General features: G+C 43.3%; 13 protein-coding genes, 1 tRNA gene and 1 pseudogene. 10 read left to right on the top strand and 5 right to left on the bottom strand.

Annotated elements, in window-relative coordinates:
* Positions 1-19: 19 nt before the first annotated feature.
* From E5S67_RS22985 to E5S67_RS22955, 7 genes are all read left to right on the top strand, one after another.
* Positions 20-1,543 (top strand): carboxypeptidase M32, encoded by a 1,524-nt coding sequence (locus E5S67_RS22985; protein WP_172190688.1) that lies wholly within the window; start codon positions 20-22, stop codon positions 1,541-1,543.
* Between the two features lie 130 nt (positions 1,544-1,673).
* A complete protein-coding gene (locus E5S67_RS22980) occupies positions 1,674-4,094 on the top strand; it encodes a sucrose synthase (RefSeq protein ID WP_172190687.1) in 2,421 nt (806 codons plus the stop codon).
* A 631-nt stretch (positions 4,095-4,725) separates the two neighbouring features.
* Positions 4,726-5,436, top strand: coding sequence for a peptidoglycan-binding domain-containing protein (locus E5S67_RS22975; RefSeq protein ID WP_172190686.1), 711 nt, complete (start codon positions 4,726-4,728; stop codon positions 5,434-5,436).
* Between the two features lie 216 nt (positions 5,437-5,652).
* A tRNA-Leu gene (locus E5S67_RS22970) sits at positions 5,653-5,734 on the top strand.
* A gap of 273 nt (positions 5,735-6,007) precedes the next feature.
* Positions 6,008-7,162: a DNA double-strand break repair nuclease NurA gene (locus tag E5S67_RS22965; RefSeq protein WP_172190685.1), complete on the top strand. Its 1,155-nt coding sequence runs from the start codon at positions 6,008-6,010 to the stop codon at positions 7,160-7,162.
* A gap of 19 nt (positions 7,163-7,181) precedes the next feature.
* Positions 7,182-9,008 (top strand): helicase HerA domain-containing protein, encoded by a 1,827-nt coding sequence (locus E5S67_RS22960; protein ID WP_172190684.1) that lies wholly within the window; start codon positions 7,182-7,184, stop codon positions 9,006-9,008.
* A 2-nt stretch (positions 9,009-9,010) separates the two neighbouring features.
* Positions 9,011-10,069: a Druantia anti-phage system protein DruA gene (locus tag E5S67_RS22955; protein ID WP_172190683.1), complete on the top strand. Its 1,059-nt coding sequence runs from the start codon at positions 9,011-9,013 to the stop codon at positions 10,067-10,069.
* A 274-nt stretch (positions 10,070-10,343) separates the two neighbouring features.
* Here the strand turns inward: E5S67_RS22955 and E5S67_RS22950 are convergent, their stop codons facing one another.
* From E5S67_RS22950 to hetZ, 3 genes are all read right to left on the bottom strand, one after another.
* Entirely contained in the window at positions 10,344-12,710 is a 2,367-nt protein-coding gene (locus E5S67_RS22950; RefSeq protein ID WP_172190682.1) for a transglutaminaseTgpA domain-containing protein, read from the bottom strand.
* 348 nt (positions 12,711-13,058) lie between these two features.
* Positions 13,059-14,129, bottom strand: a complete 1,071-nt coding sequence (locus tag E5S67_RS22945; protein WP_172190681.1) for a hypothetical protein — start codon at positions 14,127-14,129, stop codon at positions 13,059-13,061.
* A complete protein-coding gene (gene hetZ, locus E5S67_RS22940) occupies positions 14,122-15,303 on the bottom strand; it encodes a heterocyst differentiation protein HetZ (protein WP_172190680.1) in 1,182 nt (393 codons plus the stop codon). Before hetZ ends, E5S67_RS22945 begins: the two co-directional genes overlap by 8 nt.
* 18 nt (positions 15,304-15,321) lie before the next feature.
* Here hetZ and E5S67_RS22935 point away from each other — a divergent pair, with 18 nt between their 5' ends.
* Positions 15,322-15,831 (top strand): hypothetical protein, encoded by a 510-nt coding sequence (locus tag E5S67_RS22935; RefSeq protein ID WP_172190679.1) that lies wholly within the window; start codon positions 15,322-15,324, stop codon positions 15,829-15,831.
* Positions 15,814-15,900, top strand: a pseudogene (locus E5S67_RS34850) (IS5/IS1182 family transposase); the annotation flags it as partial. The gene E5S67_RS22935 and the pseudogene E5S67_RS34850, both read left to right, overlap by 18 nt.
* A 397-nt stretch (positions 15,901-16,297) precedes the next feature.
* On the opposite strand, the gene E5S67_RS22930 reads toward E5S67_RS34850, so the two are convergent.
* Together E5S67_RS22930 and E5S67_RS22925 are read right to left on the bottom strand one after the other, a co-directional pair.
* Positions 16,298-16,453 (bottom strand): hypothetical protein, encoded by a 156-nt coding sequence (locus tag E5S67_RS22930; RefSeq protein ID WP_172190676.1) that lies wholly within the window; start codon positions 16,451-16,453, stop codon positions 16,298-16,300.
* 57 nt (positions 16,454-16,510) lie between these two features.
* A complete protein-coding gene (locus tag E5S67_RS22925; protein ID WP_172190678.1) occupies positions 16,511-16,693 on the bottom strand; it encodes a hypothetical protein in 183 nt (60 codons plus the stop codon).
* Positions 16,694-16,901: 208 nt separating this feature from the next.
* Between E5S67_RS22925 and E5S67_RS22920 the strand changes: the two genes are divergently transcribed.
* Positions 16,902-17,441, top strand: coding sequence for a Dps family protein (locus E5S67_RS22920; protein ID WP_172190677.1), 540 nt, complete (start codon positions 16,902-16,904; stop codon positions 17,439-17,441).
* Positions 17,442-17,861: the final 420 nt, after the last annotated feature.

The raw sequence follows: 17,861 nt of genomic DNA, 5'->3' as shown, positions 1-17,861 counted from the left end.
AGCACCATAAACCCCAATCATGCAAACCCTAGACAAAACTCAAGCAAAATTCGCTCAACTGGCAGCCCACCTCAGAGAAGTTAACGACATCGAATCAGCCTCGTCGCTGCTGCATTGGGATCAATCAACTTATATGCCCGCCAAAGGTGCAAGTGCCAGAGGCCGCCAGTTGGCAACTCTCAAACAAATATCCCATGAAAAATTTACCGACCCCAAAATTGGTGAACTCCTAGAAGACTTGCGTTTCTACGAACAAACCCTCCCCTACGACTCCACCGCAGCCAGCCTGATCCGCATCGCCCGCAGAGACTACGATCGCGCCGCCAGAATCCCCGCAACCTTCATGTCAGCACTCTGCCGCCACCAAGCCGACTGCTACGAAGCTTGGGCCGCGGCCCGAGCAGCCAACAATTTCGCAGCCGTCGAGCCGTATCTCGAAAAAACCTTAGAATTAAGCAGGCAGTACGCCGAGTTTTTCCCCGGATACGAACACATCGCCGATCCTTTGATCGATCGTAGCGACTACGGCATGAAAGTATCCCTGCTGCGCCCGCTTTTCGCCCAACTGCGTCAAGAATTAGTGCCGATAGTCGAAGCCATTACCTCCCAACCTCCTGCCGATGACTCCTGCTTGCACCAACACTTCCCCGAATCCCAGCAATTAGAATTCACCCGCACAATCGTAGAACGCATGGGGTACGACTTCCAGCGGGGACGCCAAGACACCACCCTGCATCCATTCATGACCAACTTCTCCATAGACGACGTGCGCATCACCACCCGCGTCTACGAAGATCACCTGGATCAAGCACTCTTCAGCAGCATCCACGAAGCCGGACACGCCCTCTACGAACTCGGAAATTCCCCCGAATTTGAAGGCACGCTTCTGGCAGGCGGCATTTCCTCCGGCTTGCACGAAAGTCAGTCGCGACTTTGGGAAAATTTGGTCGGGCGCAGCCGCGGTTTTTGGGAATGTTTCTACCCGCAACTCCAAGGCGTATTTTTGCGACAGTTGGGACAGGTATCCACAGACGCATTTTACCGGGCAATTAACAAAGTATCGCGATCGCTCATCCGCACCGACGCCGACGAAGTAACCTACAACCTCCACGTCGCCATCCGCTTCGATCTAGAATTGGCAATGGTAGAAGGAAAATTAGCAGTGCGAGACCTGCCCGAAGCCTGGAACGAACGCTATCAAAACGACCTGGGAGTGGTCTCCGACACCGACAGCGATGGCGCCATGCAAGATGTTCACTGGTATGTTGGTACGATCGGCGGAATGTTCCAAGGTTACACCCTCGGCAACTTGATGAGCGCCCAATTCTACGAAACAGCAGTAAAAATCAATCCTGAAATTCCCGTAGAAATAGAACAGGGCAATTTTACCGTACTCCACGACTGGCTAAAACAAAATATCTACCAGCACGGCCGCAAATACACCGCCGTCGAATTGATCGATCGCGTTACCGGTTCAGCTTTAAGTATCGATCCCTTTATCCGTTACATTCGCCACAAATACGGGGAATTTTATGTCATTTGAGGGATAGCAAGTTCAGATTGCAAACTTTAAAATGACAAAAAAAGTAGCCGCCTAAAAAAAAAGGGCGATACTCAAACAGTATCGCCCTTTTTTACAGATAAAATCAAAAATCATAAATAAGGGAGTATGTATGTCTGAACTCTTTCAGGCTGTTATCGCCAGCGACGAAAAAACCGACTTGCGTCAGTTTGTCAGCGATTTGCGGATTTTAGGCAACAAATATTTGCTGCGAAACGACATAGTTAACGCTTTTGCCGCCTACTGCACCAAATACGAAAAGCCCGAACAGTTTCATCAATCTTCTCTTTTAAGCAAACTGATTTACTACGTTCAGGAAATTATTCTCGAAGATGGCAGTCTTTGCGTCCTGCTGCGGCCAAAAATTGCTACAATGGAAATACTGCGAGTTGCAGACGACTTGACTGTTGAGCAGATGACAGTGCAAGAATTGCTCGACGTGCGCGATCGCTTCGTCAACCACTTTCACCCCCAAGAAGGCGACATTCTAGAACTAGATTTCGCCCCTTTTTACGATTATTCCCCCACAATTCGCGACCCCAAAAACATCGGCAAAGGAGTGCAATTCCTCAACCGATACCTGTCCAGCAAACTGTTTCAAGACCCCAGGCAGTGGCAGGAAACTCTATTTAATTTCTTGCGGATTCACCGCTACAACGGCATACAATTACTAATTAACGATCGCATAAAATCCCAAGAACAACTTTCAGAACAAATCAAAAAAGCCCTCACTTTTGTCAGCGATCTTTCTGAAGAAGAACCCTACGAAAGATTTCGACTGGTTCTGCAATTGATGGGTTTCGAGGCAGGTTGGGGAAATACCGCAGCCCGCGTGAATGAAACCCTAGGAATTCTTGACGAATTAATTGATTCCCCCGATCCGCAAACCCTAGAAGCATTTATTTCTCGCATCCCGATGATTTTCAAAATCGTCCTAGTTTCTCCTCACGGCTGGTTCGGCCAAGAAGGAGTTTTGGGGCGACCGGATACGGGAGGTCAGGTAGTTTATGTCCTCGATCAAGCCAAGAGTTTAGAGAAACAACTGCAAGAAGACATTCATCTTGCCGGTTTCGATAGTTTAGGAGTCAAACCTAAAGTAATTATTCTCACCCGGTTAATTCCTAACAGCGACGGCACGCGCTGCAACGAACGTTTGGAAAAAGTTTACGCCACAGAAAATACTTGGATTTTGCGGGTTCCCTTCCGAGAGTTCAATCCCAAACTGACTCAAAATTGGATTTCTAGATTCGAGATTTGGCCTTATTTGGAAACTTATGCGATCGATGCCGAAAAGGAATTGCTGGCTGAGTTTCAGGGCAAACCAGATTTAATTGTCGGCAACTATTCAGACGGCAACTTGGTAGCATTTTTGCTGTCTCGGAAACTCAAAACTACTCAGTGCAATATTGCCCATGCGCTGGAAAAATCTAAATATTTGTTCAGCAATCTCTACTGGCAAGAATCAGAGGAAAAGTACCATTTTTCGCTGCAATTTACTGCCGATATAATTGCTATGAATGCAGCTAATTGTATTGTCAGCAGCACCTATCAAGAGATTGTGGGTCAACCCGATAGTGTCGGCCAGTACGAATCTTATAATTGTTTCACCATGCCGGATTTGTACCACGTTGTTAACGGGATTGAACTGTTCAGCCCTAAATTCAACGTAGTGCCGCCGGGAGTCAACGAAAGCGTGTACTTTCCCTACACGCGGATAGAAGACCGGGTGCAAGGCGATCGCGATCGGCTCAACGAACTGCTGTTTACTCTAGAAGACCCGGAACACGTCTTTGGAAAACTTGACGACCCGCAAAAGCGCCCTTTATTTTCGATGGCCCGGCTCGATCGCATTAAAAACATGACAGGCTTAGCAGAATTGTTTGGAAAAAGCCAGGAATTGCAAGAAAAATGCAACTTAATTCTAGTAGCTGGCAAGCTGCGGGTCGAAGAAACCGAAGACCACGAAGAAGCAGAAGAAATTAAAAAGCTCTACGCAATTATCGACCAATACAACCTTCACGGTAAAATTCGCTGGCTGGGAGTGAGGCTTTCCAAAAGCCTGTCCGGCGAAATCTACCGGGTAATCGCCGACACCCAAGGTATATTTGTTCAGCCAGCATTATTTGAAGCTTTTGGCTTGACAATTCTCGAAGCAATGATTACCGGCATTCCCACTTTCGGGACGCAGTTTGGCGGCCCGCTGGAAATCATTCAAGATGGCGTAAATGGGTTTTATATCAATCCGACTAACCACCCCGAAACCGCCCAAAAAATTCTCGATTTTTTATTGAAGTGCGAACAAAATCCCAACTATTGGTATGAAATTTCAACGCGAGGAATTGACCGAGTTTACAGCACGTATACCTGGAAAATTCACACTACAAAGCTGCTGACGCTGGCCCGGACTTACGGTTTCTGGAACTACTCATCTAAGGAAAAGCGCGAAGATATGCTCCGCTACATAGAATCGCTGTTTTATCTAATTTACAAGCCAAGAGCCAAGGCTTTATTGGCAGAACACGCAAACCGATAAGTGGCGAGTTTTGCTTTTTATATCAAATAGGTTGGCATCGGAATTATTCATGTCTCTCTTCCGTTTCTCCTTATCCTCTGCGTCAAGAGCAGTTTAATAATTCCGATACAACAGGAATTGATATTACGGCGGGGTTGAAGGAAAAAACTTAGCCTCTCATAGAGCAACTTTGTACAAAATCAGCCTGTAAAGATTTGTGAAGAACCGCAGGTTTTGTACCCTAAGACTGAGGCTAAAAGACGTGGTTTATACGACAATATTGGCTTCGGTAACGAAACATTTCGGAATCAACCGGGTTTATTAGGAATAGTGCGAACCGGCCCCTACTTCTAACACGTAACTTCCAACTCGCAACTTCTGAGTGCTGGTGTCTCCATTGCCGAACTTCTCTTCTAGAGGCCGGGGCAGATATAGCAACCGCCCCAAACGCTTAGGAGCTTCTTAAGGGTTCAAACCAATGCGGTCGATTACCCCTTTCTTCGGACTTCTAGTTACCCGATCGCCAAGTCGAAGGGTCTTATTCCTTCTTCCTTCTGCTATATGTTTCATAAAGCAGTCCGGGTAATACAATTAGATTTAGAAACTAGAAAACAGGGAAACCTTGTCAAACCTCACTAACAGGATGAAATTTATGCGTGTGACTACTGTTACGATTTTCAGCTTGATCGCTCTGCTCGTTCCCGCGTTGACCCGAAAGGCAACTGCTGCTTTCGACTCCCAACCCTTGGTGCAGGAACAGTACCGCAGAGACTTTACGGCTCCCGCCGATCCGGGTGCGTCAGCATCGCCCGAGGAAAATTCCCAAGCAGATATGTTTAATAAGCCTTTTTACGCAGGCGAGCAGCCGCCAGTGAGAAAGGAAAAAACAATCTCGGCGGGAGCTGACGGGCCAGAAGTTGCTGCCATACAGCAGCGTTTGCAGGTACACAGTTTCAAGGTAGGGACGATCGACGGTTCCTATGGTTCTCGGACCACATCGGCGGTTCGTGCCTTTCAGCAGTCTAAGGGTTTGAACTCAGACGGCATTGTGGACAAAGAAACTTGGACAGCTTTAGCAGCAGATCCGGCGGCAGCTCCTGAAACTGTGCAGAGCAATGCTCCTATTCTGAGCAATGCTGCTGTTCCCGGCAATCCTCCAACTCTTCTAAATAAAGGCGCTGTCGGTTCCAAGGTGAAGACCCTACAGGTGCGTTTGGAAATACAGGGTTACGATCCGGGCCCGATCGACGGCATTTTTGGCGCTCGCACTGCTACGGCTGTCAAGAACTTTCAGAAATTTAAGGGTTTGACGGCTAACGGCATGGTGGACGAAACAACCTGGAAAGCGCTCGGCCAAAAGTAAGTGACAAGTGAAAAATACGGAAAATTGCTGTGGCGATAACTCATGATTGAACCCGGTGTCCAAAAATGACCGGGTTTCTCGATGTTGAGCGATCGAGCATTTGGGCCATCAGCCTGCGGATTTATCAGTGGGTCGCTTTTTTCAATCTAAAATCTAAAATCTAAAATCGGTTGACCGATCGCTCTGTGGTGTGCTATAGTATTTGAATCTCAAAATGCGGATATGGCGGAATTGGCAGACGCGCCAGATTTAGGTTCTGGTTCCGAGAGGAGTGAAGGTTCAAGTCCTTTTATCCGCATAGCAAATTGTATTCCCAAAGCAAAAACTGTACAGTAACAAATTATTTGTCATTGTACAGGCGGCCATGACGCTACAACGGCTGAGGGAGAAGGAACCGGGGTTTACCAACTCGCTTTCGCTGGGGCGGTTTAGGTTGTGCTGGGATTCATTCATAGTGATCGCTCCAAGTGGTAGAGTTTGATAGGGAGAGTGCGATCGCTTCCTTACAGTCTGGTCAGCCTGTGATTCCGGTGTGGTTAGATCGGATTTATCAAAAACTAAGTGAATTAATATGAGCAATAACCAAAATGATAGTTATGCGAATCTTCCAGACGAACTTTTAGAAGATATTTTAGAAGATGCGCCCAAAATAGCAGATAAAATTAAACCACTGTTTGAGGAATTACAGCAACAAAGAAAAACACTACATCAAACATTAGATGATAATAATTTAATTTGTAGAGTTGGTGATTTAGAAAATCCTTCAAGTCCTTCTGTAGCAGCAGTTGATGGAGGACAGGCTATTGAAAAATCTATCGGTGCTGATACTTTAATTGCTGTTGCTGTGGGTGTGGAAGGATTGGTAAGAGAGGATAAGCGAAAATGGAGTTCAGTTCAATATAAAAATTGGCAAGATGTACTTCCTCATAGTTCTGAAAGTAATCCTAAAGTAACTAGAGGAGCTATGACAGCTTTAGAATTATTAGTAATTAGTAAAACTCCCCATGATGTAGTAATTGCAGATGGTTCTCATCAAACACCTGTAATTGGAATTAATAGTTTAACCAGTATGTCAACTTTAGACGAGCCTCATATTCAACAAGTAACATGGGACATAATTACTAAATTTGATGTTATGGATTCTATCAAAAAAGCGATGACGAATCCTAATGTTGTTTATATGGTTAAATATGATTCTTCGCAAGACATTGGTTTAAGTGTTTTAAAGAATTTTAATTTAAAGCTTGACGATAAAACAATCATGACATTAATTTTAAACTCAGATGAGTTTACAAAACCTTTACCTGTCGGTCAAACTCCTAAGACACAACAGGTGTGGGGTAATCTATATATTTCAGTTTCTGATAAATTCCATTTTCATGGACAGCGACACAATATTAAAGAGGAGTTGAATAAAGCAATTGCTTTACCTAAAAATCGAAAAGTATATTTTACTTATTACAAACCTTATAAGTGGTCGCCTGCGTATAGAATAGAAATTAAGGAAAACTGTGCTAACACGGAGATTGAACTTGCTAAAGTATTAAAAGCTGTTAAAGAGCAAGTTGTTTCTACTGAAATCAAAGAACCTTACCCGCAGTATTTAGCTGATATGATGGCTAAAAGCATTAGTGGAGGTTTAGAAGCACTACGAGCAGTGGTACAATATCAATTTAGTGATAACCCTGATTTTCTTCAACTACTTACCCAATCTTACAGAACTTAATTAATACTTAGGAGAAACTATGGATTTGCTTGATTTACTCGATAACCAAGATGAATTTAATATTGGTAGTGTTGGTTCGCCAAGTAATACCACAGAAATTCTTATTGACATTAATCTAAAAAGCGAAAAAAAGAGAAATTTAGGACAATTAGTATGTCTTATTCAACCACAAGAACAAGAAAAATTAGTCGTTATTGGACAAATTAGCGAAATAGAAACTAAAAATCGTTGGCATGAAGATTTAACCTTTAGAGGCATAATTAAGCGTAGAGGTTCACTTCCACATTTAAGTGGAAAAGCTGATGTCAGAACGGCTAAATTAAATGTACAAGCTTGCTTTAGTATTGCACCAGATGGCAAAATTACCGAAGGAATATTAGGAACATCTCCAGCTACAGGTACTCCAATTTTTTCAGTTCGAGATGAAATTTTAGATAACCTTTTAGCACAGTATAAAAATCAAATTATTTATTTAGGCCATGCTTATGCTACTGATGTGAAAATGCCACTTTGGTTAAAACATTTTGATAGAGATCCAAAAGATGCTAAAGCTCATGAAAAAGCAGGTGCAGGAGAAGCTTATCATATAGGTGTTTTTGGTAAAAGTGGATCAGGAAAATCGGGTTTAGCAGCTTATATGTTGTTAGGATATGCGAGACATAAAAATATGGGAATTATTTTTATTGATCCTCAAAATCAATTTGCCAGTGATAAAGATTTACCCTTTGGATTGCATGATTCCTTAAAAAATTTAGGTAGAAAGGTTGAAGTTTATAGTTTAACTAATCAAATTAGACTAGGAACAAAAAGTAACGCTGTAAGCCTATTTTGTTCTATTTTGTTGAAAGCAGATTTTTATGCAAACATTGGTGTTAAAAGCAAAGGAAATCAAGAAGATGCAGTTGAAAGAGTTAAAATAATTATAGCAAATATTTTATCTCCCTCAAAAACAGAAAAAACAGAGCTAAAAAAAGCTCCTAATAATTTACTTGAGCAGTTAATTCAATCACTTAAAAATGATAGTGTTGCTTTGGAAAGAATTTATGCAAGTAAAGAATCAAGAAAGCGGTTAGAAAATACTCTTGATGACATTATGAATAATCCTGTGGAACTTCAAAGAATTAAAGAAGAAATATGGCAGCCTGTATTAGACTTATTTCTTGAAGAAGATAGTAAAGGTAATAAGAGGACTTCTTTATGGTATATTGTTCAAAAATCTGTTACAGATGAACAAAAACCGATTGTTTTTTTAGATATTCAAGGAAGAGGTGCAACTTTTGCAGAGAATGATGAAATCAAGGCACTGATTTTAAGAGAAATTAGTATTACTTTAAAAGTAGCTGGTGAAGATGCTTTTAATCAAGATAAAAAATTAAATTGTTTAATTTGTCTTGATGAAGCTCATAGATTTGTTAAATCGTCATTTGGTAGTGATGATAGTAGCGAAATGTCTAATTTAACAAGAGCTTTTGTTGATGGAGTAAGAACAACTAGAAAATATGGTTTAGGTTATATGTTTATAACTCAAACTATTGCATCCTTACATAAAGAAATTATCCAACAATTAAGACTTTATGCGTTTGGATATGGTCTAACTTCTGGAAGTGAATACAGACAAATTGAAGAATTAGTAAGTGATAAACAAGCTTTGAGCTTATATAAATCATTTGTTGATCCTCAAAGCAATAAACAATATCCTTTTATGTTTCTCGGTCCCATTTCTCCTTTGTCTTTTACAGGTTCTCCTTTATTTATTCAAATGTTTACAGAATTTAGTCAATTTAAAGATGCTAATAAATTGGTAGAACAATCTCAGGGTAATTTATTTAATCAAAATACACTTTAAATATGAACCCTAAACAATTAAATAGAATCAGAATAGAATTATTAGCAAAATTAGCAGAGTATGGCGTTGAATGGGATTTTGATTCAAAAAAGCTAATTGCTGATGACTTAAAATTAATGCAAAAACAATTAGCTCAACATACTAATTTAGGAGGACTAAAATATGAAAGTAAATTCAAAGATTGTTTAGCCAAACCAGAAGAAATAGATATTCTTAAAGTTAATCCGTACTTACAAATTGTTGACAATCAGAATGAAAGAGAACTTTGGAATTATGCTACATCTTTCTGGTCAATTCCTGTTACAAATGGTTATGGTAGAAGAATACGTTTTCTAGTATTTGACGAACAGAATCATAAGTTAATTGGTATTTTTGGATTGAGCGATCCTATTATCGGTTTAGGAATAAGAGATCAATATATTGGTTGGACAAAAGAACAAAAGTTACAAAGGTTATATAATTGTATGACTGCCTATATTTTAGGAGCAGTACCACCTTATAATTTAATTTTTGGAGGTAAATTAATTGCTTTATGCTTAATGTTTCCAGAAGTTAAAAAAGCTTTTCATAATAAATACAAAGATAAAATATCTCTTATTTCTGGGGAGAATAAACAAGCCGAACTTGTATATATAGATACTTTAGGAGCTTTTGGTAAATCTGCTATATATAATCGCTTAATGAATTGGAAATTTCTTGGTTATACGAAAGGTCAAAGTCATTTACATATAACTGCTAATGGAAGTTGGGAATTAATCAAACAAGTTGTTCCTCAAGATTTTTTTAATACTTATAAATTTGGTCAAGGTCCCAATTGGAAAATGAGAGTTTTAAAAAAAGGACTTAGAGAATTAGGATTTTCAGAAGATATGGTAAGTATTGGTTGGCAAAGGGGCTATTATAGTTGTCCATTAGCAGAAAATTGGCAAGAATATCTTTTAGGAGAATCTAATATACCACAATGGAAACCATTTAAAAAAGATCAGTTAATTGAATATTGGAAGAATAGATGGATAATACCAAGATTAGAAAAACTAGATAATGCTTTAAAAGTAGATTGATATTATAAAATATTTTATTTGTCTTTATTAATCCTGAAATAATAGAGCAATTAGTATTAATTTTTTTATTGTCCAGTCGCCTGCCCCTAGGTCTTCAACATCGCATTACGAGAAAGATTAGAAGCTACAGGTAACTGCAAAACCTTCTTTTCCCAAACTTCCACCCTCCGCTTAAACTCCTCCCCCGACAACTTACCAAACCGATGACTTGACGGAAAACGGTTATAAACCTGTTCATCCCGCCTCATCACCGCATCTCAGCGATCAGTATCGCCTAAAACCAGCGCTTTTTGAGTTTCTTCAAGTGCGATCGTCTTAAATTTTGCACCAACCGCCGCAACTGGTTCAAATTACCCGCTTCGCCGCCATACTTCCAGCGCACGTAAGCTTGCGAAACTTCATCAATCACCTCAGCTTCATCAGTGGGATGATTACCGCGCATTGCCTCAGCATACTCCAAAGGCGTTTGAGCTTTCTGCTTGGCAAATCCCCTACTCGCCAAATCCTTCAGCATTTCCTGATAAACCCCCTCCACCGGCGGCAACTTCGCCAGCCAGCGGCGGTGGCGCCACTTGCGCCAGACTTGCCAAATTAACCAGCCCATAAAGCCAAAGGCGATCGCAGCAATCAAGCCAGTAAATAACCCCACCCAACCCTTAGCAAACTGTCCCAGAAACCAACCCACAATCAAAGTTATCCAGCCAATTAGAAAACCTATAACTGAATCCAGCCCGCTTCTGACAGGAGTCGGTAGCCAACCCGCGATCCACTTCCAAAACGATTCCAGCGCACTAAAAGTCTGGTTGTCTTCCACCGAAGCCGGAATCAGCGGATAACCGGGAATCGGATTAAAACCAAACCAGCCGTGATTTGGAAAATATACCTCCGTCATCAAAAAAGCGTCGGTATTTTTCACAACATAGTAACCAGTAAACGGGTTGAATTCCCCCGTATCGAAACCGCCCACCAGCCGCGCCGGAATCCCGATCGACCTCAGCATAATTGTCAGTACCGTCGAAAAGTGGTCTGGATATCCACCTGTAACTTTTTTGCCGGCCTGGGTGTTTTTGTAGCCAAACAGAAAAGCCTCGACTAAATCTTCACTTTCCTCTAAGTAAGGCAAAGCTTTTTCTATTTTGTAATTCGGATTTTGCTTTAAATATTGAGCCAAATACAAAGCTTTTTCGTAGGGAGAATCGATCGGTCTGTCCGACTGAGATACTCTAGTTCTTGCCGCCAAGATTTCTTCAGTTTTTTCTCGCACCTTCTGGGCAATTTTCGGCGGCACATCCAAATAGAAATTGCGAATATTTTTCGGGTATTTAGTACCAGTTTTTCCCAACAAAGAGCGATCGCGAAAAGGCACATTAGAAATCACCGTATAAGTCACCCCGTCTCCCAATTCCACAGGCGCTCGCAAACCCCCCTCCGCATCAACTGCCACCTCTGGACTCGGAAAATAAAGCTCCTTCGGCTTGCTTAAAGCCGGAATCAAATTCGGCAATGGAGCAACAATATTATAAGTTTGAATCACCTCTTGAGTCCGAGGCGCATTGGGAAAAGGATTCAGATAAAATTGATAAGACCACCTAGGTCTATTCAGCTTTTGAGCTTGTTCGTTGCGAGAAATTTCCCAACCCTGACCGGTGTATTTGTCAAAGCCTAACACTCGCCAAAAACCCGCAGCCTGCGATCGGACCCGCATCACCACTTGAGGTTTCATTTCTCCCCGCAAATTTTGATTGATGCGCTGGTTGAAACCGTAATAAAAAGTAGAGTCCACCTCTCCTGGCCCTTTGTCAGGGTTTCTCCCCCTTCCTCCGCCAGTTCCTTTTTGATTTCCCCCTCTGACATACCCCGGATTCAGAATGCTGCGCGAGTCAAACTCCCCCTGATATTCAATAGGAGCACTCACCGGAAAAGTCCGCAACTGATAGCCAGGGAGGCGCGGCAAAAACGCAAAAATAGTCAGCCCCAACCCGATAGTTATCAGCAGCAGCCAACCAAAATACTTTGGGGATAAAGTAGCAGCAAATAGCGACAGGCTTTCATTTTTCCCTTTACCTTGTGCTTTTTCGCCAATGGCTTCTGGCTTCAAAAATCCCAAGCGCGATCGATAATCCAAAACCAAAGTCGGAAGCGCTAAAGCCAAAAACACCAACAACAGCGGCCCAAAAGTCAAGGTTTGGCTGAGAGTCGCTGCTACCCCTAACAAAATTAACCCGATTACCATCGAATAGCCCAAATCCTTGCGGCGGGGCAAATCGAAACTGTGCAGCACTTGAAGTTGGATTAACAGTTGCGCCAAAACTAACCGCGTATCATTCAATTCTCCCACCAAGCGGCTAAAAAAAGCGAACAGCGCCACCAGCATTCCAATAGCTATGCAGAACTTAGCAGCTACATTGCGATCGCGGCGGCGGTACCAACTCCAAGTTGCTCCCACAATACTAACAGGCACAGCCCACAGGTTCAGGGGTTCTTCAGCAGCAACGTCAGTAGCTACAATTCCCACAATTACCAACAACTGAACTAGGATTCGCAGCAGTAAAGAATCCTCAATCACCGGCGGAGGCATGGCCTCAATCTGCTCCCACAGCTTACCCAAAACAGGTATATTTCGCAGGTTATCAGTTGTCATGTGCACCCATCCAACTATTTTAGATTTTAGATTTTAGATTTTAGATTGAATCCACAGATAAATCTGGGTTTTACCTAATATCTAAATCTTATTTCCCTGTCAAACGATTTTAGATTTTAGATTGAATCCACAGATAAATCTGGGTTTTAACTAATACCTAAATCTTATTTCTGTCTCATTAGATTTTAGATTGAATCCACAGATTAACTTCACAGATGAATCTGGGGGCTTGAACTAATATCTAATTTTTTTGGCTTTCCACGACAGAAGTCGAGGAATTGCATTTGTTTTTGTGTGAGGTCAAACCACAGAGTAAAAACCTAAATTCTTTACTCTAATTAGACCTTTCTAGTTGCTATCTTGTCTTGCCAAAATTGGACGAATAGCAAACATCAAAGGTCGAGTCTCAAAGTTTTGGAATCGAACTTCTAGGGCATAAGTCTTGTCAGGTTGTGGGTCAAACAACTCCACACTTAAATGCCCGGAATTTGGACGATGTGCAGTTGCTTCGGCATCTCCTCCCTTGAGTTCCAAACTTCCTGCCCCTGGAAATTGGCAATCAACTCTTAAACACGGCATTGGCTGTTCTCTGTTGCGGTTCGACAGGTATTGAGCCTCCAGAGTCAGCGAACCCAAACCAGTCAGCCACTCCCGCGAGACCGGCGACTGATTCACAGGACAATCCAAAGTTAGAGACTCAATGATTTCCTTGGCGGCCAACAGCGACAGCACCATTTTTTGATCGGTACTCGCCGCTTCGTAATTCGGGAAATCTTCTAAATCTAGAAGTCCCCGCAAAGAACCTCTGAGCACTAAACCAGCTAATTCGTTGAGTTCCTGAGACTGGCCCGGAAACAAGCCATCTACAGCGCGAACTAACTTCGAGCCTTGCCGCAGCGACGACATTACCAGTTCCTGACAAGGTTCTAGCAGTTGAGCAAAAACCCCTTGGGCGATCGGAATTGGCAGGCGGCCCCACCTGATATTTTGTAGTTGGGGAGTCCAGAGGTGTAGGGGGGGAACCCATTGCGGGGCTACATCGTCTGGGTAATCGTGGTCGTAGCTTTTGAATTCTGTTTCCCAGGGGAACAGCGGCGGGTTGGATTCAATTTCGGCTCTAAGCCTTTGTTTTAACAAGGTCTGAAAACGGTCTTGCACGGTCGGTATTTCTCCAATTGTCAGCGGTTGTGCGGGTGCATTGTTGTGCCCCCCCACTTGATAGTCCAGCGGGTCTGGTTCGTCCCATTCCCAGTATTCCACCCCGGAATTCTCTTCTGTATCGCCCCACTCTTGTGAGCGAGGGGGCGGATTGAGGTTTTCCTCATCTTCGCTAGAGACATTCGCGATTGGCGCCTGCAATATCCAGTCTAAAAAATGGCGCTCGAAAGCCTCTGCATCCCTGTTCGTTTCGTTATTCATCACTAGATGCCCCTTCTCCGGAATCTGAACGATTTCGCAATTCCCAGGCAAGTTCCAGCAATTTAAACCACCGTTTCTGTACCTGGGCTACCGTGCTGCCGAGGGTTTGCGCGATCGCTGACTCTGACAGACCTTGTTGCTTCAACTTTAGCAAACGCTGTCCCTCTGGGCCAATTTGCTCGCCAAAATCCTGCCACTGAGAAGGCAGCAAACCCAGATTGCGGTCTAAGTCTGCTTCCAGCCACTGGTGAACGAGTTCCCAGCGGTGGGACATGGCGAACCTGAGCAAATGGTACTTGAAGCGCTGCTGCAAATAGTCTCTTTGGCGGGGAGTTATGCCCAGAAGCGACTCTATTTCATTAGTCGGCAAGTCTTGCAAGCGCAGCACGAAGTAATCGGCGCAGTCTTGTTGGTTGCGCTCTTTCAAGTAAGCCACTAATTCGTCAATCACGTTTTGCCGCAGAGATTCTGACTCGTCGCCTAGGGGACGAATTGCCGCCGAACCCTGCCCGGCCATCGCTTCCCGCACGGAGTGCACCGAGGTGTCGTTCCAAGTTTGGTCGGAATCAGAAGCCCCTCCGTCGGCGGCTTGTTCCATATCTACGGAGGTTTCTTTGGGCTGCTGCTGGGAAAAGGTTTGGGCCCGTAAAATAATTAGTTGCTGGCTGCGGTTCCGAGGTAAAGGAATGCGCCGCTTGCCGAAGCGTTCTACAAAAGCCATGTACTCTGCTAGTTCTAAGCGAGTGCGGGGACTGTAGGTGAGTGGTAGTTGGGTTTCGCGCCGGAATGCCTTTAAAGCTTCAAGATAAAATCCTTGCAAAAAATCTTTGATCAGTTCTACTCGCGCCTGATAGCTAGACTGCACCTGCGGAGGAGTGATGTAGCGATAGACGATCGCGCTGAGGGTACTGTGCAATTCTACTCGCCCGGGCCCGGAGCCTAAATTGTAATAGTGGAGGCATTGTTGCAAGCGGTGCTGAGCGAGGCTCTGGGCTGAACCTTCTATATCTCCGGAAGCTTGAATCCGCTGGCTTTCAGTGCATATCCTGTTGACTTCTGCTGCGAGTCGCCCTGCTACATCTTGGCAGTTCTGCTCAGACGCGCGAGTGGACTTTTTAAGTTCGTCTAACAGCAGTTGAAATATGGTTTCCACGCTCTGGCAGATTTCCCGCATGATGGTTTACAGCTAACAATGAAAGTAGCACAGTTAGTAAAAGTATGGATAAATCTTTCCTACCGCTACTTTACCCCGTATTCCCCAGATAGGACAAACTGCAATGCCCTCGATCTCCTCCTTTGGGCAAACACTGAGGACTGCTTTTTTAATTTGTCCTGGACGCGCCATCCGCTAAAAACCTGGTTTCAACAGTTGCCACTGCAACGATGGTTCATCACAGCGTCCGGTTTGACAAAGCCTTCATGCAGCAAGGGGCGAAAACGCCACACTGCCGTTGATACCTTCGGCTTAGTGGCGTGGTGGTCACAGCAGCAAGTGTTACTGAACGTGAAGCGAGCAAATAGGTTCTCTCTTTCGGTCTACCAGATAGGACAAAGGGTTTCACGGCTGTATTTGATCTGGATCGATCGAGGTGACAGCGGCCAACGGTTTCTCAAGTGGGTGATGGATAGCTTGGGATGGATTATTCAGGTGGTTTTACGACTCCAACAGACCCAAGGCTTTGTTTTACTGAAAAAAAGATAGGTGGTTGAAAAAACTTTTGGTTGGCTCAATTGGTATCGACGGTTGAGCAAGGATGATCGGCGATTACCGGCTTGCTTGCTCACAGGCCATGCTATACATCTCCCTGATTCGGCTTATCGCTCTTCTGTCACTGTCACAAGAGTATAATCAAGAAAAATTATTGCTCAAACCCAATTGCCGTAGATGGATAAAGACCCTGCTGCTTCACCTACCCTTAATTGTATCGATGAATATTGCGGTTATTATAGAAATTTGTTTTCAGACGTTAGAAGTTTTGAGGCATTTAAGCCTCTAGATCTAGGGAGGCTCTCCTCAATACCGCCTAAAGCTCTAGCAGCTAGTGCCAAAGTGGTAAGATTAGCAAATGAACAATCCTTACATCACTTTTTAAGTCAATATCCTTGCCAAGTTCAGGATTTAAGAAACCCAAGATTATCTTGGTTTATGTAAGCCGAGTTGAACACTATTAAGGGTTCCATCCTAGAAATCTTGCAACTTTCCGGGCTGAACCATTTAAGTAGTCTTCAGTTACTTTTGCCGCCATAAAGTCTCGACGGCGATCGCCCGTCAGTTTGTTGGCAGCATCCTTGAACATCGATTTAACGGTTTCACTCAATATCATTTCTAGCATCCCAATCACAGAGGTCGGAACTACCGCTCATGTCAGAAAATCCGTTTCCTAGCCTTCTAGGATAACTGGGGTTATATTTAATGGCAAGTCCCTTATGCCGTCATTTAAAGCAGCCCGCACAATTAAGTGTGTGCGATGTTGGTTAACTTGGGCATAAATTCCTTGATTGTTAGTGGCAATTAGAGTGCAGCCTTTTTCTATAGCGGGATTGAGCGGGGGCTCACCTGCCACCCAATCGCTGTGTTCGCCAAACAAAGGCGAGCCAGAACAATAAGTTTCCTTGCATCTATCTAAGGGTATCTATATTGCGATTACTTTAACCTGAAATGCAGATATTTTACTAAAGTTCGATCGTCTTCGATCGTCCTCTGGGTTGATGTAAGTGGCTGTCGAAATTTGTTTTAATAAATGTAAAGTTAGAGTTGAAGGAAAAATGTCAATGCGTAAGTTAAACATAGGTCTATCTGACGAGCAACGTGCAGGCGTTATCGAACTATTGAATCACGACCTGGCAGATGCTTATCTGCTGTTAATCAAAACCAAAAAGTATCACTGGGATGTAGTTGGCCCGCAGTTTCGCTCGCTCCACCAGTTGTGGGAAGAACACTACCAGGCACTGACAGAAAATATTGATGCTATGGCCGAACGGGTGAGAACTTTAGGTGGCTATCCAATTGGTACTGCTGAGGGTTTTCTGAAGTATGGCTCGATTAAAGAACATATGGGAGATTTGCCTTTGGCTACGGAAATGGTATCGCGTTTAGTTGATGACCACGAGTTAGTAATTCGCAATCTCCGCCAACACGTCGAACAGTGCGGTGAAGAGTTTAACGATGACGGGACCGCAGACTTTTTAACTGGTTTGATGGAACAGCACGAGCAAATGGCTTGGATGTTGCGCTCGTTTATTGAAGGGGAATCCCTGGCGCCAGACGGCCAGCACCCAAAAGCTGAAACGGCTACAGCTTCTCACGCTTAGAGAGATTAAGTAGACGGAAGAAGGAAGGAAGAAGGAATAATGGAAAATTTAGATTTTTTCTTTAACCCTCTTTCCTGATTCTCGATCGACCAACCAGGCAGAATTAAACGCCCTCTAGCTTCCTGAAAAACCCGGTTTCTTCAAAAAACCGGGTTTTTCAATGTTGGGTTTATGTAGATTTTCGATTGGCTAAACTATTGAACCGTATTCTTTCATACACCTGCGACGGCAGAACTGTGTGAACTTTCGTTCGCGTCTCAATCTTAGCAAGTGTCATCCCTTCACTCGATTCTGATCCTTGTTTTAACTCTAACCCTGATTCAGTTGGGGCTATATAGCAATCCTAAATCATTATCATGATTACGGTACAATTATATGCAATACTCGATCGTGACAATAAAAAAATGAATAACTTACAAC

The organism is Microcoleus asticus IPMA8 (genome assembly GCF_013179805.1).
Classification (GTDB): Bacteria; Cyanobacteriota; Cyanobacteriia; order Cyanobacteriales; family Microcoleaceae; genus Microcoleus; species Microcoleus asticus.
The sequence above is the reverse complement of the archived record's forward strand: the minus strand, read 5'-3'. Positions and strand labels throughout refer to the sequence as shown.

What these genes read in the sequence shown, in the direction of transcription:
- E5S67_RS22985 (WP_172190688.1), top strand. Translation starts at nt 20, where the DNA reads ATGCAAACCCTAGACAAAACTCAAGCAAAATTCGCTCAACTGGCAGCC.
- E5S67_RS22980 (WP_172190687.1), top strand. Translation starts at nt 1,674, where the DNA reads ATGTCTGAACTCTTTCAGGCTGTTATCGCCAGCGACGAAAAAACCGAC.
- E5S67_RS22975 (WP_172190686.1), top strand. Translation starts at nt 4,726, where the DNA reads ATGCGTGTGACTACTGTTACGATTTTCAGCTTGATCGCTCTGCTCGTT.
- E5S67_RS22965 (WP_172190685.1), top strand. Translation starts at nt 6,008, where the DNA reads ATGAGCAATAACCAAAATGATAGTTATGCGAATCTTCCAGACGAACTT.
- E5S67_RS22960 (WP_172190684.1), top strand. Translation starts at nt 7,182, where the DNA reads ATGGATTTGCTTGATTTACTCGATAACCAAGATGAATTTAATATTGGT.
- E5S67_RS22955 (WP_172190683.1), top strand. Translation starts at nt 9,011, where the DNA reads ATGAACCCTAAACAATTAAATAGAATCAGAATAGAATTATTAGCAAAA.
- E5S67_RS22950 (WP_172190682.1), bottom strand. Translation starts at nt 12,710, where the DNA reads ATGACAACTGATAACCTGCGAAATATACCTGTTTTGGGTAAGCTGTGG.
- E5S67_RS22945 (WP_172190681.1), bottom strand. Translation starts at nt 14,129, where the DNA reads ATGAATAACGAAACGAACAGGGATGCAGAGGCTTTCGAGCGCCATTTT.
- hetZ (WP_172190680.1), bottom strand. Translation starts at nt 15,303, where the DNA reads ATGCGGGAAATCTGCCAGAGCGTGGAAACCATATTTCAACTGCTGTTA.
- E5S67_RS22935 (WP_172190679.1), top strand. Translation starts at nt 15,322, where the DNA reads ATGAAAGTAGCACAGTTAGTAAAAGTATGGATAAATCTTTCCTACCGC.
- E5S67_RS22930 (WP_172190676.1), bottom strand. Translation starts at nt 16,453, where the DNA reads ATGATATTGAGTGAAACCGTTAAATCGATGTTCAAGGATGCTGCCAAC.
- E5S67_RS22920 (WP_172190677.1), top strand. Translation starts at nt 16,902, where the DNA reads ATGCGTAAGTTAAACATAGGTCTATCTGACGAGCAACGTGCAGGCGTT.